The organism is Xanthobacter sp. SG618 (assembly GCF_012932745.1).
In the GTDB taxonomy this organism is placed as follows: Bacteria; Pseudomonadota; Alphaproteobacteria; order Rhizobiales; family Xanthobacteraceae; genus Xanthobacter; species Xanthobacter flavus.
This window is the reverse complement of record NZ_JABBHL010000003.1, coordinates 183,212-205,753: the sequence shown is the minus strand read 5'-3', so window position 1 is coordinate 205,753 and position 22,542 is coordinate 183,212. Positions and strand designations below refer to the sequence as shown.

The following is a 22,542-nucleotide window of genomic DNA, read 5'->3' as shown; positions in this document are numbered from 1 at the left end:
CGTCTGTTCTGCCTAGCGTTTAAGCAGCGCTCATATGTCGGGCTTTGCAGTCGGCGCCTCTCGTGCGAATCAGAAGATGATTTCAAATCATTCCAGCCCGGCCTCCGCGCCTGCCCCACATGCGCGTCGCCCGGCCGGGGAGTTGAGTGACATGATGAGCCACACGGCCGAGCTTTCCGAGGACACCGTCCGTTCCACCCTGGCCAAGGTGCGCACGCCCGAAGGCGTGGCCCTCTCCGTATCGCCGGCCCTCGCTGGCGTTGTGGTCACGTCGGGCAAGGTCTATCTCTCCATCAACATCGATCCGGCCCAGGCGCGGGCGTGGGAGGATGTGCGCATCGCCGCCGAAAATGCGGTGAAGGCGCTGCCGGGCGTCGCCTCGGCCCTCGTCACCCTCACCGCCGAGCGCAAGCAGGCGCCGGCCGCCCCGGCCCCGGCCGCGCACAATCACGGCCACGGTCACGCCCATGGCGGCGCGCCGGCCCCGCGCGGCATCGCCGTGCCGGGCGTCGCCTCCATCATCGCCGTGGCGTCGGGCAAGGGCGGTGTGGGCAAGTCCACCACCTCCATCAACCTTGCCATTGCGCTGCGTGACCTCGGCCTCAAGGTCGGCCTGCTCGATGCGGACATTTACGGCCCCTCGGTGCCGCGCCTCACCGGCGTCGCCCAGAAGCCGGAGACGACCCCCGACGGCAAGACCATGCTGCCGCTCGAAAATTTCGGCCTGCAGCTGATGTCCATCGGCTTCCTCGTGGAGGAAGACACGCCGATGATCTGGCGCGGGCCCATGGTCATGTCCGCCATCTCGCAGATGCTGAAGGACGTGAAGTGGGGTCCGCTCGACGTGCTGGTGGTGGACATGCCCCCCGGCACGGGCGACGCCCAGCTCACCATGGCGCAGCAGGTGAACCTCGCCGGCGCGGTCATCGTCTCCACCCCGCAGGATCTCGCGCTCATCGACGCCCGGCGCGGCGTCGCCATGTTCGAGCGGGTGAACGTGCCGATCCTCGGCGTGGTGGAGAACATGGCCTATTTCGTCTGCCCCCATTGCGGCGGGCGCTCGGACATCTTCGGCCATGGCGGCGCCCATGCGGAGGCGGACAAGCTGGGCGTGCCCTTCCTCGGCGAGATCCCGCTGCACATGCGCATCCGCGAGATGTCTGACGCCGGCCTGCCAATTCTTGTTTCCGATCCCGACAGCCCGCAGGCGGCGGCCTACCGGCATGTGGCGACCGGTGTGAAGGCGGCCCTCGACAAGGCTACGGCCCAGAGCCGGCAGGCGCCCCGCATCGTCATCGAGTGACGTAACGGCACTTCCGGCCGGTCCAGTGCCATCATTTTGAGCCGCCGGGGCATTTTTTCCCCGGCGCGCCGCTTATCATACCTTCCTCTGCGTTGAGCCGGAACGACGCGTGCTCTAAAAGCGGTATGACGGCCCGCCCCAGAAGCGGCGCTGCGTTGAAAGAGCCCCAGGGAGTTCTCCATGAAACGCCGTGAGTTTCTCACCGCCGCCAGCGCGGGTGTCGCCGCTTCCGCAGCTGTGGCCATGCCGGCGATTGCCCAGTCGGCGCCGGAAGTGAAGTGGCGCTGCACGTCGTCCTTCCCCAAGTCCCTCGACACCATCTATGGCGCCGCCGAGCTGATGGCGAAGCAGGTGGCCGACGCGACCGACGGCAAGTTCCAGATCCAGGTGTTCGCGGCGGGCGAAATCGTCCCCGGCCTGCAGGCGCTCGACGCCACCACCAACAAGACTGTCGAGATGTGCCACTCGGCGTCCTACTATTACGTGGGCAAGGACCCGACCTTCGGCCTCGGCACCGCCGTGCCGTTCGGCCTGAACGCCCGCCAGATCAATGCGTGGTTCCTGTTTGGCAACGGCATGAACCTGCTGAACGAGTTCTACAAGAAGTACGGCGTCGTCATGTTCCCGGGCGGCAACACCGGCGGCCAGATGGGCGGCTGGTTCCGTAAGGAAATCAAGACGGTCGAGGACCTCAAGGGCCTCAAGATGCGCATCGCCGGCATCGGCGGCCAGGTGCTCGCCAAGCTCGGCGTCGTGCCGCAGCAGCTCGCCGGCGGCGACATCTATCCCGCGCTCGAGAAGGGCACCATCGACGCGGCCGAGTGGGTCGGCCCGTATGACGACGAGAAGCTCGGCCTCTACAAGGTCGCGCAGTATTACTACTTCCCGGGTTGGTGGGAGGGCTCCGCCGCCCTCAACTTCTTCGTCAATCAGGACAAGCTCGCCGAGCTGCCGAAGAACTACAAGGCCATCCTCACCGCCGCCATGGCGCAGGCCAACGAGAGCATGCTCGCGAGCTACGACGCCAAGAACCCGGTGTCGGTGCAGAGCCTGGTGAAGGCCGGCACCCAGCTGCGCCGTTATCCCAGCGACGTGATGGATGCGGCCTACAAGGCCTCGCAGCAGCTCTATGAGGAAATCAGCGGCAAGAACGAGGACTTCAAGAAGATCTACGAGGACATGAAGACGTTCCGCAACAACGCCTATCTGTGGTGGCAGATCGTCGAGTTCACGTACGACGACTTCATGGTCCGCGCCCGCACCCGCGGCTGATCGCCTCTTCGGTCAAGACAAAGCCCCGGAGCATCGCTCCGGGGCTTTTCCTTTGGTCAGTGCGTTCAGCGCGTGCCGCCGGGCGTCGCCTGCGTGCGGCCGCCTTCCTGCGCGGGGCCCTTGTGCGGGTCCTGGCCCGCGGCGGTGCCGGAGCGCGGGGTCACCGTGCCGGTGGTGTCCACGGCGGGCGTCCCCGCGGTGGAGGAGCCGCCGGGCGTCGCCTGCGTGCGGCCGCCTTCCTGCGCCGCGCCCTTGTGGGAATCCTGGCCGGCGGAAATGCCGGAGCGCGGCGTGGACGGAATGCCGGGGCTCGGCGCGGTCATGCCGCTGCCGCTGGGGCCGGGGGTGGCCTGGGTGCGTCCACCTTCCTGCGCGGGGCCGCTCTGGGTGTTCTTGCCGGGCGCGGTGCCGGACGACTGGGCGCTGGCGGCGCCGGTCATGGCGATCATGGCGGCGGCGGCGACGGGAATGGCGTACTTCGCGATGTTCATGCGGGGTCTCCCTCCAATTGACTGCACGGCAGGACAACCGCGGAGACCGCATTTCGGTTCACTATGGATTTTCGATTGGCGAAAGCGAAGTTGCTGCCGCCACGTTGCAATCGCGCGGCCCTCTGCCTAGTGTCCGCGCGCCTGAGGCCCCCTTGTCCCGCCCCGCCGGGGAGGGTGCGCCTCGGTCACGTTGATGCGAGCTGTCCCGATGATCGACCAGAGCCTTCCCGCCCACATGCGCCCCGACCGCTCGTTCCAGGCGCTGCTCCTGACCCTTCAGCGATTCTGGGCGGACCAGGGCTGCGTGGTGCTCCAGCCCTACGACATGGAAGTGGGCGCCGGCACCTTCCATCCGGCGACGACGCTCCGCGCCCTTGGCCCGAAGCACTGGAAGGCGGCCTATGTGCAGCCCTCGCGCCGCCCCAAGGACGGCCGTTATGGCGAGAACCCCAACCGGCTCCAGCACTATTACCAGTTCCAGGTCATCCTGAAGCCCTCGCCGGAGAACCTGCAGGAGCTTTACCTGCAATCGCTGGCCGCCATCGGCGTGGACCTGAAGCTGCACGACGTGCGCTTCGTGGAGGACGACTGGGAGAGCCCGACGCTGGGCGCCTGGGGCCTCGGCTGGGAATGCTGGTGCGACGGCATGGAAGTGTCGCAGTTCACTTACTTTCAGCAGGTCGCCGGCTTCGAGTGCGCGCCGGTCTCCGGCGAGCTCACCTACGGTCTCGAGCGCCTCGCCATGTATGTGCAGGGCGTGGAGAACGTCTACGACCTCAATTTCAACGGCCGCGAGGGCGCCGAGAAGACCACCTACGGCGACGTCTTCCTCCAGGCCGAGCAGGAATATTCGCGGCACAATTTCGAGGCCGCCGACACCGCCATGCTGTTCGAGCAGTTCCGCATGGCCGAGGCCGCCTGCCACAAATATCTGGCCTTCGGCGACAAGGGCGAAACGCACGAAATGGCCCTGCCGGCCTATGACCAGTGCATCAAGGCGTCCCACGTCTTCAACCTGCTGGACGCGCGTGGCGTGATCTCCGTCACCGAGCGGCAGAGCTACATCCTGCGGGTGCGCGAGCTGGCCAAAGCCTGCGGTGCCGCTTGGCTGAAGACGGCCGGCGGCGGCGCTGCGGCCTGAGGCTCAAGCGGTAAGGGATTGCCCCGGCCCGGGGCCGGGTGTTAGCTGAAGCGGAGCCACAACCGCCCGCCTGTCCGGACACGCCATGACAGCTACCGATGCCGGCACCCGTGACCTGCCCGGCATCAGGCCGCCGGGCGCGTCCAATCCGGGCGGCTCATCGCCGCGCCTGCTCGCGGCGGGCGCCATCGGCAATGTGCTTGAGTGGTACGACTTCGCCTCCTACGGCTTCCTCGCGCCCATCTTCGCCCGCACCTTCTTCCCGGCCGAGGATGCGCTGGTGGGGCTCATCTCCGCCTTCGGCCTGTTCGGCGCAGCCTTCCTGATGCGGCCGCTGGGGGCGATCCTGTTCGGCCATGTGGGCGACAGGTTCGGCCCCCGCATCGCGCTCATCGTCTCGGTCTCGGTCATGAGCTGCGCCACGGTGGGCATCGGCCTGCTGCCCACCTATGCCACGGCCGGCTTCCTCGCCCCCCTGCTGCTCCTCATCCTGCGGCTGGTGCAGGGCCTGTCCATCGGCGGGGAATACACCACCTCCGCCATCTATCTCGCCGAACACGCCGTGCCGCGCCATCGCGGGCTCACCGCGGCCTTTTCCACGGCGGGCGGGCAGACCGGCACGCTCATCGGCTCCGGCGTGTGCGCGCTGCTCAGCGCGCTTCTCTCGGCGGAGGCGATGCAGACCTTCGGCTGGCGGGTGCCGTTCCTGTTCGGTGCGGTGCTCGGCATCACCGCGCTGGTGCTGCGCCGGCCCCGACCGGGCGATCGTGGGGGCAGCAAGGCACGGGGGCTGCCGCTGACACGGGCCTTCCGTGAGGCGGGCGGCTCCATCATCGCCGCGATGCTGGTGACCCTGTTCATCGGCTCCGACACCTACCTCCTGTTCGTCTACCTGCCGACCTATATCGAGCAGGAGGCCGGCCTTGCCCCCGCGACAGCGCTTGCCTTCACCACCCTCGGCCTCATCGTGTCCGGCACCTGCTGCCTCCTGTTCGCCGCCTTGTCGGACCGGATCGGGCGGCGCCGCATCGTGGCGGCGGGGCTTGCCGGCTTCGTCGTGTTGTCCTGGCCGCTGTTCCTGCTGCTGCGCGGCGGCAGCCCGGGGGAAGTGCTGGCGGCGCAGCTGGTCTTCTCGGTCATGGCCGCGGCGGTCACGAGCCCGATGCCGTCGCTGCTTGTGGAGCTGTTCGAGACGCCGGTGCGCTGCAGCGCCATAGGTTTCGCTTGGAATCTCGGCATCGGCGTCTCCGGCGGCCTTGCGCCCATGCTCGCCACCTATTTCGTGACGGGCCTCGGCCTCACCATGGCGCCAGCGGTCCATCTGATGCTGCTGGCGGCCGTCGCGCTGGTGGGCGTCTCGGCCCTCACCGAACGGCGGGGCCGGGTGCTGGACGGGCCTTCCGATTGGCCCTAACGCTTGAGCGGAGCAGGAACGGGATTGATGAGCAGCATCACGCGCACGGATGCCGGAGGCGTCTCCGACGGGGCGACACCGCAGGGCGTCCCCGTCCTCTCCCGCCGGCTGATGGCCGCCGGCATGCTCGGCAACGTGCTGGAATGGTACGATTTCGCCGTCTACGGCTTCCTCGCCAGCATCTTCGCCCGCAACTTCTTTCCCGAGAACAGCCCCACGGCGGCCATGCTCTCGGTGTTCGGCGTGTTCGCCGCCTCCTTCCTCATGCGGCCGCTGGGCTCCGTCCTGTTCGGCCATATCGGCGACCGGCTGGGCCGGCGCGCGGCGCTGATGTCCTCCGCCGCGCTCATGAGCATCTCCACCTTCTGCGTCGGCCTTCTGCCCACGTATGAGACGGCCGGTGTGTTCTCCGCGGTGCTGCTGCTGATGCTGCGCCTCGCGCAGGGGCTGTCTGTGGGCGGGGAATACATGACCTCCGCCGTGTTCCTGGCGGAGAATGCGCAAGTGCGCTGGCGCGGGGCGGTCACCTCGCTCGCCGTCGTCGGCTGCAATGGCGGAATACTGCTGGGCTCGGTGGTGGGCGCGATGGTGTCCGGCCTCATGTCCACGGACGATCTCGCCGCCTGGGGCTGGCGCATTCCCTTCCTGCTGGGCTGCCTGCTCGGCGGCTTTGCCTTGGTGCTGCGCCGCGCGGTGGCGCGCGACGTGAAGCGGGTGCATCGCCCGAGCCTGCCCGTGGTGGAGGCGTTCCGCGAGAATGGCGGCGGCATCCTTCGGGCGACGCTCATCAACATCGTGCTGGGCATCGCCTTCTACCTCGCCTTCGTCTACCTCACGACCTGGCTGCAGCAGGCGGATCACTTCACCCCTCATGTGGCACTGGAGCTGAACGCCGTGAGCATGGCGGTGGTGATGGCGGCCTGCCTGGGCTTCGCCGCGCTCTCCGACCGTATCGGCAGGAAGCCGCTCATCGCCGGCGGCTTTCTCGCCCTCGCCGTGTTTTCCTGGCCGCTCTTCCTGCTGCTCCAGTCCGGCTCGGTCGGGCTGGCGCTGCTGGGGCAGCTGGGCTTTGCGGTGATTGTCTCCATCTATGGCGGCCCCATGGCGGTGACGCTGGCGGAGATGTTTCCCCGCCACACCCGCTGCACAGCAATGGGGTTGAGCTGGAATCTCGGCGTTGGCCTCGGCGGCGGCACGGCGCCCATGGTGGCGGTCTTGCTGGTGAGTCTCACCGGCAATACCATGGCGCCGGCCTTCTACCTGATCGTCGGCGGCGTGGTGGCCTTCCTCGCCGCTCTGGGCCTCAAGGAGACGCGCGGCCAGCCGCTCGACTGAGCCCGCCCCCTCGACGCGGCGGCCGAAAGGCACTAGCACAGGCCCCGAAATTCACCCGCTGCGCGCAAGCGCCAGCCTCCCCGCATGGGGAGGACGAGCCCGAACCGATGCCCGATCTTCTGCTCGAACTTTTCTCCGAGGAAATCCCCGCCCGCATGCAGGCCCAGGCGGCCGACGCGCTGAAGAAGCTCGTCACCGACGCTTTGGTGGAGCGCGGCCTGCTTTACGAGGGCGCTAAGGCCTTCGTGACGCCGCGCCGCCTCGCGCTTGCCGTGCATGGCCTGCCCGGCCGGCAGGCGGACCAGCGGGAGGAGAAGAAGGGGCCGCGCGTGGGCGCGCCCGAGCAGGCGGTGGCCGGCTTCCTGAAAGCTGCGGGCCTTGCCTCCCTCGATCAGGCGACCATCCAGTCCGACCCCAAGAAGGGCGATTTCTACGTGGCCGTGGTGGAAAAGCCCGGCCGCGCCACCACCGAGGTGGTGGCCGAGATCGTGCCGGACATCATCCGCAAGTTCCCCTGGCCGAAATCCATGCGCTGGGGTTCCGGCACGCTGCGCTGGGTGCGCCCGCTGCATTCCATCGTCGCCACCTTCGGCGCCGAGGGGGATGAGCCGGAGGTGGTGCATTTCTCCGTGGACGGCATCGAGGCCTCCAACGTCACCCGCGGCCACCGCTTCATGGCGCCAGAGCCCTTTACCGTGAAGCGGCTGGACGACTGGATGGCGAAGCTGGAGGCCGCCAAGGTGGTGGCCGATCGTGACCGCCGCAAGGAAATCATCCTCAACGACGCCAAGGACCTCGCGCTCGCCGCCGGCCTTGAGCTGGTGGAGGACGAAGGGCTGCTGGACGAGGTGTGCGGGCTGGTCGAATGGCCGGTGGTGCTCATGGGCTCGTTCGAGGCGCGCTTCCTCGACATCCCCGACGAGGTGATCCGCGCCACCATCCGCGCCAACCAGAAGTGCTTCGTGCTGAAGGACCCCAAGACCGGGCGCCTCGCCAACCGCTTCATCCTCATCTCGAACCTCGTCGCCTCGGACGGCGGCAAGGCCATCGTCGCCGGCAACGAGCGCGTCATCCGCGCCCGCCTGTCGGATGCCAAATTCTTCTGGGACACGGACCGGCTGAACGGCCTCGCCAGCCGCATGCCCAAGTTCCAGTCCATCACCTTCCACGAAAAGCTGGGCTCGCAGGCCGAGCGCATCGAGCGCATCGTCCGCCTCGCCAAGGAGCTGGCCCCCAAGGTGGGCGCGCCGGTGGCGCTGGCCGAGGAGGCCGCTTTGGTGGCGAAGGCGGACCTGCTCACCGAGGTGGTGGGCGAGTTCCCCGAGCTGCAGGGCCTCATGGGCCGCTACTACGCTCAGGGTGAGAACCTGCCGGCTGAGGTCGCGGCCGCCTGCGAGGAGCATTACAAGCCGCAGGGGCCCAACGACCGCGTGCCCACCGCGCCGGTTTCGGTGGCAGTGGCGCTGGCGGACAAGATCGACACCCTGGTGGGCTTCTGGGCGATTGATGAGAAGCCCACGGGATCGAAGGACCCTTATGCGCTGCGTCGCGCGGCGCTGGGGGTGATCAGGATCGTGCTGGAGAATGGGCTGCGGCTGAGGCTCTCAGCTTTGATGACTGTACTTTTCCGGCAGGGGATTACTTCTGAAGGCACACTCGGAGGTGACCCCCAGATTTTGACGATGTTTAGATCTCGCCTACTTCGGTCGACGCCGCAGGCAAGCGGGGTTGATCCTTTCGAAGCTTCTCAACGCGTTGCCGAAGCCGAGGCGTTGCTTCTTGCTTCCGACCTCCTCGCCTTCTTCGCCGACCGCCTGAAAGTCTACCTGCGCGACCGTGGCGCCCGTCACGACCTCGTCGATGCCGTCTTCGCCCTCGAAGGGCAGGACGACCTCCTCCTCGTGGTCCGCCGCGTGGAGGCGCTGGCCGCCTTCCTCGCCACCGAGGACGGAAAGAACCTCCTCGCCGGTTATCGCCGCGCGGTGAACATCCTGCGCATCGAGGAGAAGAAGGACGGTCGCGCCTTTGCCGGCCCCACCGTCGCCGCCTTGCTCAAGGAGCCGGCCGAGGAACACCTCGCCGCGGCCATCGACGACGTGAAGGCCCGCGTCTCCAAGGCCGTCGCGGCGGAGGATTTCGAGGCGGCCATGACCGCGCTCTCGGACCTGCGCCAGCCGGTGGATGCCTTCTTCGACGCCGTGACCGTGAACGACGTCGATCCCGCGCTGCGCGAGAACCGCCTGAAGCTGCTCGACGAAATCCGCGCCGCCACCCGCGGCATCGCCGATTTCGACCGCATCGAGGGGTAGGGCAGGGGGACTTTCCCCACTCTCGCCGTCTTGCCCGGGCTTGTCCCGGGCATCCACGTCGGGCCGAAAGTACTATCGTCTGAAAGGTGTTCCCAGCCCCACGACGTGGATGGCCGGGTCAAGCCCGGCCATGACGGGCGCGAACAGCGGGTCGAATTGTCGGGCCACGACCGGCCACACATGCCGCTCTCGCGTCCCGGCCGACTGCAACGCAGCGCAGCGGAGTGGAAGGAGAGCCGGGGCCCAGCGCAAGGATTCCCGCGTAGCGGCCAAATCCCGGGAGCGCTCGATATCGAAGCGCCTTCTGCGGTTTCTTGCGCTGGGCCCGGCTCGGCGCCCACCTTCGGTGTCGCTGGTTCGGGGTACGAGAGCGGTTCCACGCCCCTCATTTGACAATCCCGCCCGCCCTGCCTTTAGTGGCGGCGTCGAAGGTCCCGTGTTCCCACACGGGCGTAAAAGGGAATGCGGTGCGGAAGGGAAGACCTTCCAATGCCGCGGCTGCCCCCGCAACTGTCGGCGGTGAGCCCCTGCCAGACGCCACTGGATCCATCCGGGAAGGCGGCAGGGGCGGTGAACCGCGAGCCAGGAGACCTGCCTTCGACGAGGTCCGCGCCGGGCGGGGTGCTCCGGTTCTGCGTCCCTTCGAGCCCGCATGCGCGGGCGCTCGCACCCGTGGACCGTTCCGTGGAGCGAGGCGCGATTCCCGACAGCACGGGGCCTGAGCCGGCCGGCGACAGCGCGGAAACCGGCTGTGCGCCCGCGACGGCGCGCGCTCCCGCCCCGGCCGTCACCCTCCTCATCTGCACCACCTGCCGCGCCCCCGGCGTCGAGGCTCCGCAGGAAACTCAGCAGTTGGCCGAGCGCGACGGTGCGCGCCTCCTCGCCTCGGCATGCGCCACGACCGTCCCCGAAGGCGTGGCCGTGGAAGGCGTCGCGGTCGTAGGGGTCTCTTGCCTCGCCAACTGCAAGCGCGCGCTTTCCGCCGCCATGGTCCGCCGCGACGGCTGGACCTATGTGTTCGGCGACCTCGCCCCGGACAGCGCCGCCGATCTCCTCACCGGCGCGGCCCTGCTCGCCGGCTCCGAAGACGGCCTGATGCCCTGGCGCGGCCGGCCGGATGTTCTCAAGCGCGGCATGGTCGCGCGCATTCCCCCGCTTTCCGCTAAGGAGACCCGATGACCTCGCTCGCCCGCGTGCCCTGTACCATCGTCACCGGCTTCCTCGGCGCCGGAAAGACGACGCTGATCCGCCACGTGCTGGAGAATGCCGGCGGCAAGCGCCTCGCGGTCATCGTCAATGAGTTCGGCGACGTGGGCATCGACGGCGAGATTCTGAAAGGCTGCGGCATCGAGAGCTGCGACGAAGGCTCCATCGTGGAACTGGCCAATGGCTGCCTGTGCTGCACCGTGGCGGATGATTTCGTGCCGGCGCTGGACCAGATCCTCGCCCGCGCCCCGAAGGTGGACCACATTCTCATCGAGACCTCCGGCCTCGCGCTGCCCAAGCCCCTGGTGCAGGCCTTCCAGTGGCCGGCCATCAAGGGCCGGGTGACGGTGGATGGTGTGATCGCCGTGGTGGATGGCCCGGCGCTGGCGGAAGGCCGTGTCGCTCCCGATCTCGCCGCGCTGGACGCGCAACGGGCCGGGGACGAGAGCCTCGACCATGATGATCCCGTGGAAGAGGTGTTCGAGGACCAGATCGCCTGCGCCGATCTCGTCGTGCTCTCCAAATCCGACCTCTTGGACGCGGCCGGCTTCGCCGCCGCCGAGAAGGCCGTGGCCGGCGCCCTGCCGCGCGCGGTGAAGCTGGTGCGGGCTTCCGGCGGCAAGGTGGATCTGGCGGTCCTGCTCGGCCTCGGCGTCGGCGCGGAGGATGTGATCGACGCCCGCCGCACCCACCATGACGACGAGGAAGACCACGACCACGACGAGTTCGAGAGCATCGTCCTCGCTTTGCCGGAGATCGCCGATCCCGCCGCTTTGGCGGCCCGCGTGGTGAAGGCGGCGGAGACGCCGGACGTGCTGCGCGTGAAGGGCTTCGCCGCCGTGGAAGGCAAGCCGCTGCGCCTGCTGGTTCAGGGCGTCGGCCCGCGCGTGTCGCACCATTTCGATCGCGCCTGGACTGCGGGCGAGGCACGGCGCGGGGCGCTGGTGGTCATCGGCCTCAAGGGCTTCGACCGCGCGGCCGTGGAACAGGCCATCCTCGGCTAGCCCATGCACATCCTCGCCACCACATCGACGAGCCTGGAGGAGTTGGCCGAGCCGGTCGACCTCGCCCAGCCGCCCGGCGACATGGTGGCGCTCTCCTTCACCGATAGCGATCTCATCGGCCTGTCTGCCGCCTGGCGGGCGCGCGGCGATGCGGCCCCCAGCCTCCGCCTAGCGAGGCTCAAGGACCTGCGCCACCCCATGTCCGTCGACCTGTGGGTGGAGAAGGTCGCGGCCAAGGCGAAGGTGGTGCTGGTGCGCCAACTCGGCGGGCTGGACTGGTGGCGCTACGGCGCCGAGCAACTGGCCGCCATGGCCCGCGCCCGTGGCATCGCCCTCGCGCTGCTGCCGGGCGAGGACCAGGACGACCCGCGCCTCGCCGCCCTCTCCACGCTCCCGCAGGACACGCTTGCCCTTTGGCTCGGCTATTTCCGTGCCGGCGGGCCGGACAATATGGCGGCCCTGCTTTCCGCCATGGGCAAGGCGGCGGGCTTTCCCGCACCCTATGCCATCCCCGCGCCGCACCCGGTGCCGGCCACCGCCTTCCACCGCCCCGGCGCCGGCCTCGCGACGCTGGAGGAGGTGCGGGCGGCGGGACGGCCGAACGCGCTCATTCTCTTCTACCGTTCCCAATGGCTCGCCGCCGACACCGCCGCCGTGGATGCGCTGGCGGCAGCGCTGGAGGCGCGAGGCATCGCGGCCCAGTGCCTGTTCGTCTCCAGCCTGAAGGCGCCGGACGCCCGCGCCGCCGTGCGTGCGGCGACGGCGGCGCTTAATCCCGCAATCATCCTCACCACCACCGCCTTCGCGGCGGGGGAGGCGGCCGAGCTGTTCCCGGAAGGCGGCCCGCCGGTGCTTCAGGCGGCTCCTGCCACCACGGCGCGGGAGGCGTGGGCGGGGAGCCCGCGCGGCTTCTCGGCGGCGGACCTCGCCATGCACGTGGTGCTGCCGGAGCTGGACGGGCGCGTGCTGGCCGGCGCGCTCTCCTTCAAGGATTTCGCCCCGCCCGACGCCGACCTCGCATTCACCGCCGCCATCAACCGGCCGGAGCCGGAGGCGGTGGCCCATGTGGCGGATCGCGCGGCCGCGCTGGTGCGCCTCGCCGCGATGCCCCGCGCGGAGCGGCGCCTCGCGCTGATCTTGCCGGACTATCCCGGCGCCGAGGGGCGCTCCGGCTATGCGGTGGGCCTCGACGTGCCCGAAAGCGCGCGGCGGATGCTCGGAACGCTCGCGGCGGCCAGCTACGGCACCGGCCCCGTGCCCGACGATGCAAAGGCGCTCCTCGCCGCGTTCCGTCCCGAACCGGCACTGACACTGGAGGCCTATCGCCGCCTCTTCGCCACCCTGCCGGAGGCGGCACAGGCCGCCGTCACCGCCGCATGGGGCGCGCCGGAGGACGATGCGGATGTCGTCGACGGCGCCTTCCGCTTCCGCCTCGCTTGCTCCGGCGCCATCACACTGGCCTTCGCCCCCGATCGCGGCGCGAATCTCGACCGGCGGGTGGATTATCACGACGCCAGCCTGCCGCCGCGCCATGGGCTCCTCGCCTTCGGCCTGTGGCTGCGCGCGGCGCTCGATGCCCACGCGGTCGTCCATCTCGGCGCCCATGGCACGCTGGAATGGCTGCCGGGCAAAGCGGTGGCGCTCACGCCGGCCTGTTTCCCGCAGGTGGTGATGGGGGCGCTGCCGGTGGTCTATCCCTTCATCGTCTCCAATCCCGGCGAGGCGGCGCAGGCGAAGCGGCGGCTTGCCGCCGTCACCATCGGCCATCTGCCGCCGCCGCTCGCCAGCGCGGGCCTCAGCGAGGCCGAGCAGCGGCTGGAGCGGCTGGTGGATGAATATGCGCAGGCGGATGGCCTCGACCGCCGCCGCCGCGAACGTCTCGCCGGCCTCATCGTGGAGACCGCTGCCGAGACCGGCCTTGCCGCCACCGCCGGCGTCTCCGCCGCCACCGACCCCGACGAGGCGCTGCGCCGCATCGATGCCTGGCTGTGCGACCTGAAGGACCTTGCGGTGAAGGACGGCCTCCACATCTTCGGCGCCATGGCCGAGGGCGAGGCCGACCCGCTGCGCGCCGCTTCGGCGGAGGCGGAAAGCCGCGCGCTGCTGACCGCCCTCGACGGCCGCTTCGTGCCCGCCGGCCCGGCCGGTGCCCCGGCGCGCGGGCGGCGGGACGTGCTGCCCACCGGACGCAACCTCTTCACCGCCGATCCGCGCACGCTGCCCACCCCCACCGCCTGCGACCTCGCCCGCAAGGCGGCGGACGAGGCGCTGCGTCTGATCCTGCAGGAGCAGGGCGACTGGCCCCGCGCGCTGGTGCTGGACCTGTGGGGCAGCGCCAGCCTGCGCACGGGAGGCGAGGAGATCGCCCAGGGCCTCGCCTTCCTCGGCTGCCGGCCGGTGTGGGAGGCGGCGACCGGCCGCGTCACTGGGGTAGAGGTGTTGCCGCCCGCCGTGCTCGGCCGCCCGCGCATCGACGTCACCTTCCGCATCTCCGGCCTGTTCCGCGACATCTTCCCCGCCCAGATCGCTTTGCTGGATGCCGCCGTGCGCGCGGTGGCGGCACGCGACGAGGAGGGGAGCGAAAACCCCCTCGCCGAGGCCCGACGCAAGGGCGAGGACCTCTCCCGCCTGTTCGGCTCCGCCCCCGGCGCCTATGGCGCGGGCATCGAGGCGAACCTGCAGCGCGGCGCCTTCGAGACGCGGGAAGAGCTGGGCCACGCCTATCTCGCCGCCGCCTCCCACGCTTATGGCGGCGCGGACGGCGTGGCGCGCCCGGCTCCCGGCCTGTTCGCGGCGCGGCTCGCGGAGGCTGATGCCCTGGTACACGGCGCGGACGATGCGGCCCGCGACCTCCTCGACGGTAGTGAGGATGCGGCCTTCATGGGCGGCTTCGCGGCGGCGGGCGCGGCGCTGGGGCGCTCGGCCCATCTTGTCGTGCTCGATACCACGGACCCCGACCGCCCCCGCGCCCGTCCGCTGAAGGAGGCGCTCACGCGGCTGGTGCATGGGCGGGTCTCCGCCCGCTTCATCGCCGGCCAGATGCGCCACGGCCCGCGCGGCGCATCTGAGCTGGCGGAGACAGTCGACCGCCTCGTCGCCTTCGCCGAGACCACCGAGCAGGTGCCTTCCGCGCTGCTCGACCGTCTCCATGCGGCCTATCTGGGCGATCCGGCGGTGCGCGCCTTCCTGCTCGCCCAGAACCCGGATGCCGCCCGCGCCATCGCCCGCCGTTTCGCCGATGCCCGGCGGCGCGGCCTGTGGCATGCACGGCGCAACGATCTCGATGCCGATCTCGACGCGCTCACCGCCGAAGCCGGCCGGGAGGCCGCGGAATGACGCCGATCCCCCCCACCCGCCGCGGTGCGTGCCCGGCCTTCCTCGCGCCCATGGAGACCGGCGACGGCCTCATCCTGCGCCTCGTGCCCGCCGATGGCCGCCTCTCCCCGGCGCAATTGCGCGGGCTGGCGGAGGTCGCCCGCCGCCTCGGCAACGGCATGATGGAGGTGACCGCGCGCGGCAGCCTTCAGGTGCGCGGGCTCACCGTCGAAACTGTTCCGCTGCTTCAGGATGCGGTGCTGGCGCTGGGCATCACGCCGCGCCTCGGCCTCGCGGTGGATGTCTCGCCGCTGGGCGGGTTCGATCCGTCAGAGATTGCGGACGGGCATAAGCTGGCCGCCGAAATCATCGTCGGGGCGCAGCCGCTGGCGGGGAAGCTGGGGCCGAAAGTGTCGGTAGTGGTAGAGGGCGGCGGCGCCGTCAGCCTCGCCGGGCAGAAGGCCGACGTGCGCCTCGTCGCAACCGGGCCGGGGCAGTGGGCGCTCACCATCGGCAATGTGCCCGCCCGCGTGCTGCCGGAGGCGGAAGCCGCGGCCGAGGCAGTGGCCGCGCTCGCCTCCATCGCCACACTCGGCCGGGCGGCCCGTGCCGCCGATTTACCGGGCTGCGGGGGGCGGGCGCGCCTGGCCGAAGCCGCCCCGCCGCTGGGGCGCATTCCGCTTGCCGACGGCGCGCTGGCCTTCGGCTTCGGCCTGCCGTTCGGGGCCGGCGATGCCGCGCAGTTCGAGGCCATCGCTGATGCGGTGGACGCCGCCGGCGCACGCGACGTGCGGCCCGCGCCGGAGCGCACCCTCATCGCCACCGGGCTTTCGGCAGGCGCAGCCGAGGCTTTCGCGGCGCGCATCGCCGCCCTCGACTGCATCACGGCGGCGGGCGATCCGCGCGCCCACGTCGCCGCCTGCGCCGGGGCGCCGGCCTGCGCTTCGGCCCATATCCCCGCCCGCGCGCTGGCGCCGGTTCTGGCAGAGGCGTTCGCGCCGCTCATGGATGGCACGGTGTCTTTGCACCTCTCGGCCTGCACCAAGGGCTGCGCGCACCCTGCGCCGGCCAGCCTCGCCTTCGTGGGCATGGACGGCGGCGTCGCGCTGGTGCATGACGGCCCGGCCTCCGGCGCGGCGCGCCCGGTGCGGCCGGTGGCGGACTTTCCCGCCGCCGTCGCATCCCTCGCCGCGACGCTGGCGGCCCGGCGCACGCCGGGCGAAACCACCCGCGCGCTCCTCGCCCGCCTCGATCCGGCGGGCCTGTGGGCGGACGGGGCAATGAACAGACGGGCCGGAAAAGACCACGTGACGAGCCGCGCAGAATGACCCTTCCCCTCGATTACGTGCGCGACGGCACGGCCATCTACGAGCGATCCTTCGCCATCATCCGCGCGGAAGCCGACCTCTCCCGCTTCTCGCCGGAGGAGGAGGACGTGGCGGTGCGCATGATCCACGCCTGCGGCCTCGTGGAGGCAGCGCGGGACTTCGTGTTCGGCCCCGGCTCGGTTGCCGCCGCGCGGGCCGCGCTTCAGGCCGGCGCGCCCATCCTGTGCGACGCGCAGATGGTGGCCCATGGCATCACCCGCGCCCGGCTCCCGGCCGGCAACGACGTCATCTGCACCCTGCGCGATCCGGCGGTGCCGGCGCTGGCGGAAAAGCTCGGCACCACCCGCTCCGCCGCCGCGCTGGAATTGTGGGGCGATCAGCTCGCCGGGGCCGTGGTGGCCATCGGCAATGCGCCGACCGCGCTCTTTCACCTGCTGGAAATGCTGGATCGCGGCGCGCCGAAGCCGGCGGCCATCCTCGGCATGCCGGTGGGCTTCGTCGGCGCGGCGGAATCCAAGGATGCGCTGGCGGACGATCCGCGCGGTGTGCCCTTCGCCATCGTGCGCGGGCGGCTGGGTGGCAGCGCCATCACCTCGGCCGCCGTGAACGCGCTTGCGAGGGCCGGGCTGTGAAGGGACATCTCATCGGCGTGGGCGTCGGCCCGGGTGATCCCGATCTGCTCACCCTGAAGGCGGTGAAGGCGCTGCAGAGCGCGGACGTGGTGGGCTATTTCGCCAAGGCCGGCAATGTCAGCCACGCCCGCACGGTGGCCGCCGCGCACTTTCCCGCCGGCGCGGTGGAGCTGCCGCTGCTCTATCCCGTCACCACCGAGATCCATCGTCACGATAACGCCTACCGCTCGGCCATCGGCGCCTTCTACGACGCCTCCGCCGCCGCGGTGGCCGAGCATCTGATGGCCGGGCGCACGGTGGCGGTGCTGAGCGAGGGTGATCCGCTCTTCTACGGCTCCTACATGCACATCCATGTGCGCCTCGCCGGTCGGTTCCAGACGCAGGTCATCCCCGGCGTCACCGGCATGTCCGGCTGCTGGTCGGAAGCCGGTGCGCCCATCGCGCAGGGCGACGACGTGCTGATGGTGCTGCCCGGCACGCTGGACGAGGCCGAGCTGGCGCGGCGCCTCGCGGAGGCGGATGCGGCGGTCATCATGAAGGTGGGGCGCAATCTGCCGAAGATCCGGCGCGCGCTCGCCGCCGCCGGCCGGCTCGACCGGGCCGTCTATGTGGAGCGCGGCACCATGGCCGATTGCGCGTTGGTGCCGCTGGCCGAGCGGGCGGAGGAGCACGCGCCCTATTTCGCCATTGTGCTGGTGCCCGGCTGGGAGCGCGCGGCGTGAGCGGGCGGCTCACCGTGGTCGGCCTCGGTCCCGGCGCGGCGCGGCAGATGACGCCGGAGGCGGCCGAGGCCGTGGCGGCGGCGGACATCCTGTTCGGCTATGTGCCCTATCTCGCCCGCCTGCCGGAACGGGCGGGGCAGGAGCGGCGCGCCTCGGACAATCGTGAGGAGATCGCCCGTGCGTCCGCCGCCCTTGAGGCGGCCGTGGCCGGGGCGAAGGTGGCCATGGTGTCGGGCGGCGATCCCGGCGTGTTCGCCATGGCGGCGGCGGTGTGCGAGGCCATCGAGCATGGCCCGGCGGAATGGCGCGCGCTGGACGTCGAGATCGTCCCCGGCGTCACCGCCATGCTGGCGGTGGCCGCCCGCTGCGGCGCGCCGCTGGGGCACGATTTCTGCGCCATGTCCCTTTCGGACAATCTGAAGCCCTGGCCGCTGGTGGAGAGGCGCCTCGCGCTCGCCGCAGAGGCCGGCTTCGTGATCGCCCTCTACAATCCCATCAGCAAGGCGCGGCCCTGGCAGCTCGGCCGCGCATTCGAGCTGCTGCGGGAAAAGCTGCCGGTCTCCGTGCCCGTGGTGTTCGGCCGCGCGGCGGGGCGGGAGGACGAGCGCATCGCGCTTGCGACGCTGGCCGAGGCCGATCCCGCGCGGGCGGACATGGCCACCTGCGTCCTCATCGGCACCGCCGAGACGCGCATCGTGCCGCGCGCGGGGATGTCGCCCCTCGTCTACGCGCCGCGCTCGGCGCCCGCGCCGTGAGCGAGGATGCCGTCGAGCCACGCCTCGGCCTCGGCCGGGCGCTCTACGGCGGTCACGTCCGGCACGGGCGGGCGGGCGATCAGGATCACCTCGATGCCCAGCGCCCGCGCCGCCGCCATCTTGCCATAGGTGGCGCTGCCGCCGCTGTTCTTGGCCACGATGGCGTCGATGCCATGGGCCTTGAGCAGCGCATGGTCCTCCGCCTCGCCGAACGGCCCGCGCCCGAGCACGTATTCGGCCTGCGGCACGTTGAGCGGTGGCGTGACGGGATCGACGCTGCGCACCAGGTAAGCGTGCTGCGGCGCCGCCTCGAAGGCGCGCACCTCATTGCGGCCGAGGGCGAGGAAGACGCGGCGGGGCACGTCGCCCAGCGCCGCCACGGCGGACGGCACGTCGGCCACCTCGCGCCAGCGATCACCCGGCTGGGCCTGCCATGGCGCGCGGCGCAGCGCGAGCAGGGGCACCCCCGCCTCCGCGCAGGCGAGCGCGGCATTGAAGGACATGCGCGCGGCGTAGGGATGCGTCGCATCGATGACGGCGGCGATGCCCTCCGCCTTGAGATAGTCTTCCAGCCCGGTCGGCCCGCCGAAGCCGCCGACGCGCACCGGCACCGGCTGCGGCGCCGGATTTTCCGTGCGCCCGGCCAGCGAAAGGGTGACGCGGATATCGGCGCGGGGCGCGAGGCGGGTCGCGAGCGCACGGGCATCGCCGGTGCCGCCGAGGAGGAGAATGTGGGGTTTCATGGCTGACGCAAAGGGGATCATCACCGCCGACACTGCCCCGGCCGGGCGCTGGCTGTCCATCGTCGGCATCGGCGAGGAGGGGGCGGATGGGCTCTCCCCCGCCGCCCGCTCCGCCGTTTCCGCCGCCGCCATCGTATTCGGCGGGGCGCGCCATCTGGCGCTGGCCGGCGATCTGGTGAAAGGCGAGGCGCGGGTGTGGCCGAGCCCCTTCAGCCTCGACGGCGTGCTTGCCGCGCGCGGGCGACGGGTATGCGTGCTGGCCACGGGCGATCCGTTTCTCTACGGCGTCGGCGCGAGCCTTGCCCGCCATGTGCCGGCGGAGGAGATGGCCGCCTTTCCCGCCCCCTCCGCCTTAGCGCTCGCCGCCGCCCGGCTCGGCTGGGCGCAGCAGGAGGTGGACCTCGTTTCCCTCCATGGTCGCCCTCTGGCGCGGCTGCGGCCCTTCCTGCAGGACGGCGCGCGGCTGCTGCTGCTGACTTCGGATGGCGACGGCCCGGCGCAGGTGGCGGCCTTCGCCACCGCCCATGGCTGCGGCGCCTCCCGCCTCACGGTGCTGGAGGCGCTGGGCGGGCCGGCGGAGCGCATTCGTAGCGCCATCGCCGAGGGGTTTGATCTCGGCGACGTGGCCGCCCTCAACGTGGTGGCGCTGGAGGTGCGGGCCGCGCCTGACGCGCCCATCCTCCCGCTCGCCGCCGGCCTCGCGGACGACCTGTTCGAGCATGACGGGCAGATCACCAAGCGCGAGGTGCGCGCGCTCACCCTCTCCTCCCTCGCGCCCCGGCGGGGGGAATTGCTGTGGGATATCGGCGCGGGAGCGGGCTCCATCGCCATCGAATGGCTGCTGGCGCATCCCTCCCTCTCGGTCATCGCCATCGAGGGGCATGGGGAACGCGCCGCCCGCATCGGCCGCAATGCGCATAAGCTCGGCGTGCCCCACCTGAAGGTGGTGGAGGGTGCGGCACCGGGCGCCCTTGCCGGATTGCCCACGCCGGATGTGATCTTCATCGGCGGTGGGGCCAGCGAGACCGGCGTGCTCGATACCGCTCTGGCAGCGCTGAAGCCCGGCGGGCGGATGGTGGCCAATGCGGTGACGCTGGAAACCGAGGCGCTGCTGATCGCCGCCCAGGCCCGCTTGGGCGGGACGCTCACGCGCATCTCGTTGGCGCGGTCGGTGGCGGTGAAGGGCATGACCGGCTGGCGGCCGGCCATGCCGGTGACGCAATGGCGCTGGGAAAAGCCCCGGCAAAGAGAGGGCGCATGATCGTGGCCGGGATCGGCTCGAAGCGGGGCGTGTCGGTGGAGGAGGTGATCGCCGCCTTCGACGCCGCCCTGGCGCGCGCCGAGCTTGGGCGGGACGACGTATCCCTCGTCGCCACCCCGGCGGTGAAGGGCGGGGAGGCCGGCATCAGCGAGGCGGCGGCGCTGCTCGGCCTGCCCTTGGTGCTGGTGCCGCAGAGCCAGCTCGAGGCCGCTTCCAGCCGGGCCAAGACCCATTCGGAGCGGGTGGTGGCGCTGCTGCGCGTGCCCTCCGCCGCCGAGACGGCCGCGCTCGCCGCGGCGGGGGCCCATGGCCGCCTGCTCGGTCCGCGCTTCGCGCTGGGCCCGGTCACCTGCGCACTGGCGCGGCGGGAGGGTGTGGTTTGACCGTCCATTTCATCGGCGCCGGCCCCGGCGCGGCGGACCTCATCACCGTGCGCGGCCGCGATCTCATCGCCCGCTGCCCGGTGTGCCTCTATGCCGGCTCCATCGTGCCGGCGGAAATGCTCGGCTGGTGCCCGCCGGGCGCGCGCATCGTCGATACGGCGCCGCTCGACCTCGACCGGATCGAAGCGGAATATGTCCGCGCGTTCGAGGCGGGCGAGGACGTGGCGCGGCTGCATTCGGGCGATCTCTCCGTCTACAGCGCGGTGGCCGAGCAGATCCGCCGGCTGGAGCGGCGGGGCATTTCCTACACGCTGACACCCGGCGTGCCAGCGTTCGCGGCGGCGGCCTCCGTGCTCGGGCGCGAGCTGACCGTGCCGGAGGTGGCGCAGAGCCTCGTCATCACCCGGGTCTCCGGCCGCGCCTCGGCCATGCCGGAGGCCGAGAAGCTGACGGCGTTCGCGCAGACCGGGGCGACGCTCGCCATCCATCTGGCCATCCACGCGCTGGATCAGGTGGTGGCGGAGCTTGTGCCCGTGCTGGGCGCCGACTGCCCGGTGGCGGTGGTGGCGCGGGCGACGTGGCCGAACGAGCGGGTGGTGCGGGGCACGCTCGGCGATATCGCCGGCAGGCTTGCCGCCGATCCCATCCCGCGCACCGCGCTGATCCTGGTGGGGCGGGCGCTGGCGGCGGAGGATTTCCGCGAGAGCGCGCTCTATGACACCGCCTATGTCCGCCGCTTTCGCGGGGGTGGTGAATGATCCGCTGCTCAGCGCTTTGCGGGGTGGAAGGGCGCGCGGCCCATGAGGGCGCCGTCCCGGTCGAAGACGGCGATTTCCAGCAGAACATCCGCCCGGTCGAGGGCGCGGGCGGCGGTGGTCCAGGCGGCGCGGGCGACGCAATCGCCCAGCGGGAAACCGGCCGCGCCGGCGATCTGGAAAGCTTCCGCCACCATGTTCGCGCCGGCGATGCGGGCGCTGAGATCGGCGTCGGCACCTGCCTCGGCGGCGAGGCGCGCGAGGGCTTCGAGATCGGCGCTGCCGCGCTTGGAGTGCAGATCGAGGAAGCCTTGCGCCAGCTTCGTCATCTTGGCGACGCCGCCGGCCACCGTCACCTTGGGCACGGGGTGGGTGTGAACATATTTCAGCATGCCGCCGACGAAATCGCCCATGTCGATGAGGGCCACTTCGTCGAGCCCGTGCAGCTTCTGCACCGCCGCCTCCGAGGCGGAGCCGGTGGCGCCGGCCACGTGGTCGAGCCCCATGGCGCGGGCCACATCGATGCCGCGATGGATGGAGTGGATCCACGCCGCGCAGGAATAGGGCACGACGATGCCCGTGGTGCCCAGCACCGACAGGCCGCCGACAATACCGAGGCGCGGATTGAGCGTCTTCAGGGCCAGCGTGGCGCCGTCCTCGATGGAAATTTCCACCTCGGCGTCGGCCCCGACGCCATGGGCGGCGGCCACCTCGGCGATGCCGGCGGCGATCATGCGGCGGGGCACGGGATTGATGGCCGGTTCGCCCGGCGGAATGGGCAGGCCCGGCCGCGTCACCATGCCGACGCCCGCGCCCGCCTTGAAGGTGACGCCCGCACCCGCCGCGCCGCGCCGCACGGTGGCGCGGACGAGGGCGCCGTGGGTTACGTCCGGATCATCGCCCGCATCCTTCACGATGCCGGCGGTGGCCATCTCCGCCGCGCGCTCGTGCATGGCGAGGGCAAAGGCCGGGCGGGCGCCGGAGGGCAGCTCCACCTCTACCGGATCGGGAAAATCGCCGGTGACGAGCGCCGCGAACGCCGCCTTGGACGCGCCGGCCGCGCAGGTGCCGGTGGTCCAGCCGCGCTTGAGCGGCCTGTCGGGTGCGTCGTCGGCGGTGTCGCCCGTGCTCATGGGCTCCGTGATAGCCGGCCGGGTGCCAGCAAGGAAGGGC

At 71.1% G+C, this 22,542-nt stretch carries 19 protein-coding genes and 1 riboswitch; of the genes, 16 read left to right on the top strand and 3 right to left on the bottom strand.

The window, feature by feature from the left end; all coding sequences use genetic code 11:
- The first annotated feature begins 151 nt into the window (after positions 1-151).
- The gene (locus FHT36_RS10315) at positions 152-1,303 is read left to right on the top strand and encodes an Mrp/NBP35 family ATP-binding protein (protein ID WP_229643501.1); all 1,152 of its coding nucleotides are present in this window, start codon (positions 152-154) and stop codon (positions 1,301-1,303) included.
- A 180-nt stretch (positions 1,304-1,483) separates the two neighbouring features.
- Positions 1,484-2,575 (top strand): TRAP transporter substrate-binding protein, encoded by a 1,092-nt coding sequence (locus tag FHT36_RS10310; protein WP_169122420.1) that lies wholly within the window; start codon positions 1,484-1,486, stop codon positions 2,573-2,575.
- A gap of 65 nt (positions 2,576-2,640) precedes the next feature.
- Here FHT36_RS10310 and FHT36_RS10305 read toward each other — a convergent pair whose 3' ends face one another.
- Positions 2,641-3,066, bottom strand: a complete 426-nt coding sequence (locus tag FHT36_RS10305) for a hypothetical protein (RefSeq protein WP_169122419.1) — start codon at positions 3,064-3,066, stop codon at positions 2,641-2,643.
- A 235-nt stretch (positions 3,067-3,301) separates the two neighbouring features.
- Here FHT36_RS10305 and FHT36_RS10300 point away from each other — a divergent pair, with 235 nt between their 5' ends.
- From FHT36_RS10300 to FHT36_RS10250, 11 genes are all read left to right on the top strand, one after another.
- Entirely contained in the window at positions 3,302-4,207 is a 906-nt protein-coding gene (locus FHT36_RS10300; protein ID WP_210257712.1) for a glycine--tRNA ligase subunit alpha, read from the top strand.
- A gap of 85 nt (positions 4,208-4,292) precedes the next feature.
- A complete protein-coding gene (locus tag FHT36_RS10295) occupies positions 4,293-5,621 on the top strand; it encodes an MFS transporter (RefSeq protein WP_169122417.1) in 1,329 nt (442 codons plus the stop codon).
- Between the two features lie 27 nt (positions 5,622-5,648).
- The gene (locus FHT36_RS10290) at positions 5,649-6,956 is read left to right on the top strand and encodes an MFS transporter (RefSeq protein WP_246702149.1); all 1,308 of its coding nucleotides are present in this window, start codon (positions 5,649-5,651) and stop codon (positions 6,954-6,956) included.
- A 107-nt stretch (positions 6,957-7,063) separates the two neighbouring features.
- The gene (glyS, locus tag FHT36_RS10285; protein ID WP_169122416.1) at positions 7,064-9,265 is read left to right on the top strand and encodes a glycine--tRNA ligase subunit beta; all 2,202 of its coding nucleotides are present in this window, start codon (positions 7,064-7,066) and stop codon (positions 9,263-9,265) included.
- A gap of 412 nt (positions 9,266-9,677) precedes the next feature.
- Positions 9,678-9,879: riboswitch (cobalamin riboswitch) on the top strand.
- A 58-nt stretch (positions 9,880-9,937) separates the two neighbouring features.
- Positions 9,938-10,444: a DUF1636 family protein gene (locus FHT36_RS24685; RefSeq protein WP_348644419.1), complete on the top strand. Its 507-nt coding sequence runs from the start codon at positions 9,938-9,940 to the stop codon at positions 10,442-10,444.
- The gene (gene cobW, locus FHT36_RS10275) at positions 10,441-11,475 is read left to right on the top strand and encodes a cobalamin biosynthesis protein CobW (RefSeq protein ID WP_169122415.1); all 1,035 of its coding nucleotides are present in this window, start codon (positions 10,441-10,443) and stop codon (positions 11,473-11,475) included. The genes FHT36_RS24685 and cobW overlap by 4 nt, the downstream gene beginning before the upstream one ends.
- 3 nt (positions 11,476-11,478) lie before the next feature.
- The gene (cobN, locus tag FHT36_RS10270) at positions 11,479-14,811 is read left to right on the top strand and encodes a cobaltochelatase subunit CobN (RefSeq protein ID WP_169122414.1); all 3,333 of its coding nucleotides are present in this window, start codon (positions 11,479-11,481) and stop codon (positions 14,809-14,811) included.
- Entirely contained in the window at positions 14,808-16,118 is a 1,311-nt protein-coding gene (cobG, locus tag FHT36_RS10265; protein WP_169122413.1) for a precorrin-3B synthase, read from the top strand. The genes cobN and cobG overlap by 4 nt, the downstream gene beginning before the upstream one ends.
- Positions 16,115-16,750 (top strand): precorrin-8X methylmutase, encoded by a 636-nt coding sequence (locus FHT36_RS10260; RefSeq protein WP_169122412.1) that lies wholly within the window; start codon positions 16,115-16,117, stop codon positions 16,748-16,750. The genes cobG and FHT36_RS10260 overlap by 4 nt, the downstream gene beginning before the upstream one ends.
- Positions 16,747-17,472, top strand: coding sequence for a precorrin-2 C(20)-methyltransferase (locus FHT36_RS10255; protein ID WP_169122411.1), 726 nt, complete (start codon positions 16,747-16,749; stop codon positions 17,470-17,472). The genes FHT36_RS10260 and FHT36_RS10255 overlap by 4 nt, the downstream gene beginning before the upstream one ends.
- Positions 17,469-18,227 carry a precorrin-3B C(17)-methyltransferase gene (locus FHT36_RS10250; RefSeq protein ID WP_169122410.1) on the top strand — a complete coding sequence of 253 codons (759 nt, stop codon included), beginning with the start codon at positions 17,469-17,471 and terminating at the stop codon, positions 18,225-18,227. Before FHT36_RS10255 ends, FHT36_RS10250 begins: the two co-directional genes overlap by 4 nt.
- On the opposite strand, the gene FHT36_RS10245 is transcribed toward FHT36_RS10250, so the two are convergent.
- Entirely contained in the window at positions 18,197-18,970 is a 774-nt protein-coding gene (locus tag FHT36_RS10245; RefSeq protein WP_210257685.1) for a cobalt-precorrin-6A reductase, read from the bottom strand. The genes FHT36_RS10250 and FHT36_RS10245 overlap by 31 nt on opposite strands.
- Between FHT36_RS10245 and cbiE the strand changes: the two genes are divergently transcribed.
- The 3 genes from cbiE to cobM are packed head-to-tail and all read left to right on the top strand — an operon-like array spanning position 18,969 to position 21,372.
- Positions 18,969-20,231: a precorrin-6y C5,15-methyltransferase (decarboxylating) subunit CbiE gene (gene cbiE, locus FHT36_RS10240; RefSeq protein WP_169122408.1), complete on the top strand. Its 1,263-nt coding sequence runs from the start codon at positions 18,969-18,971 to the stop codon at positions 20,229-20,231. The two genes, FHT36_RS10245 and cbiE, sit on opposite strands and share 2 nt — an antisense overlap.
- Positions 20,228-20,614 carry a cobalamin biosynthesis protein gene (locus FHT36_RS10235; RefSeq protein WP_169122407.1) on the top strand — a complete coding sequence of 129 codons (387 nt, stop codon included), beginning with the start codon at positions 20,228-20,230 and terminating at the stop codon, positions 20,612-20,614. The genes cbiE and FHT36_RS10235 overlap by 4 nt, the downstream gene beginning before the upstream one ends.
- Positions 20,611-21,372, top strand: a complete 762-nt coding sequence (gene cobM, locus FHT36_RS10230) for a precorrin-4 C(11)-methyltransferase (RefSeq protein WP_169122406.1) — start codon at positions 20,611-20,613, stop codon at positions 21,370-21,372. The genes FHT36_RS10235 and cobM overlap by 4 nt, the downstream gene beginning before the upstream one ends.
- A gap of 8 nt (positions 21,373-21,380) precedes the next feature.
- Here the strand turns inward: cobM and FHT36_RS10225 are convergent, their stop codons facing one another.
- Positions 21,381-22,502 carry a cobalt-precorrin-5B (C(1))-methyltransferase gene (locus tag FHT36_RS10225; RefSeq protein WP_169122405.1) on the bottom strand — a complete coding sequence of 374 codons (1,122 nt, stop codon included), beginning with the start codon at positions 22,500-22,502 and terminating at the stop codon, positions 21,381-21,383.
- Between the last annotated feature and the right edge of the window lie 40 nt (positions 22,503-22,542).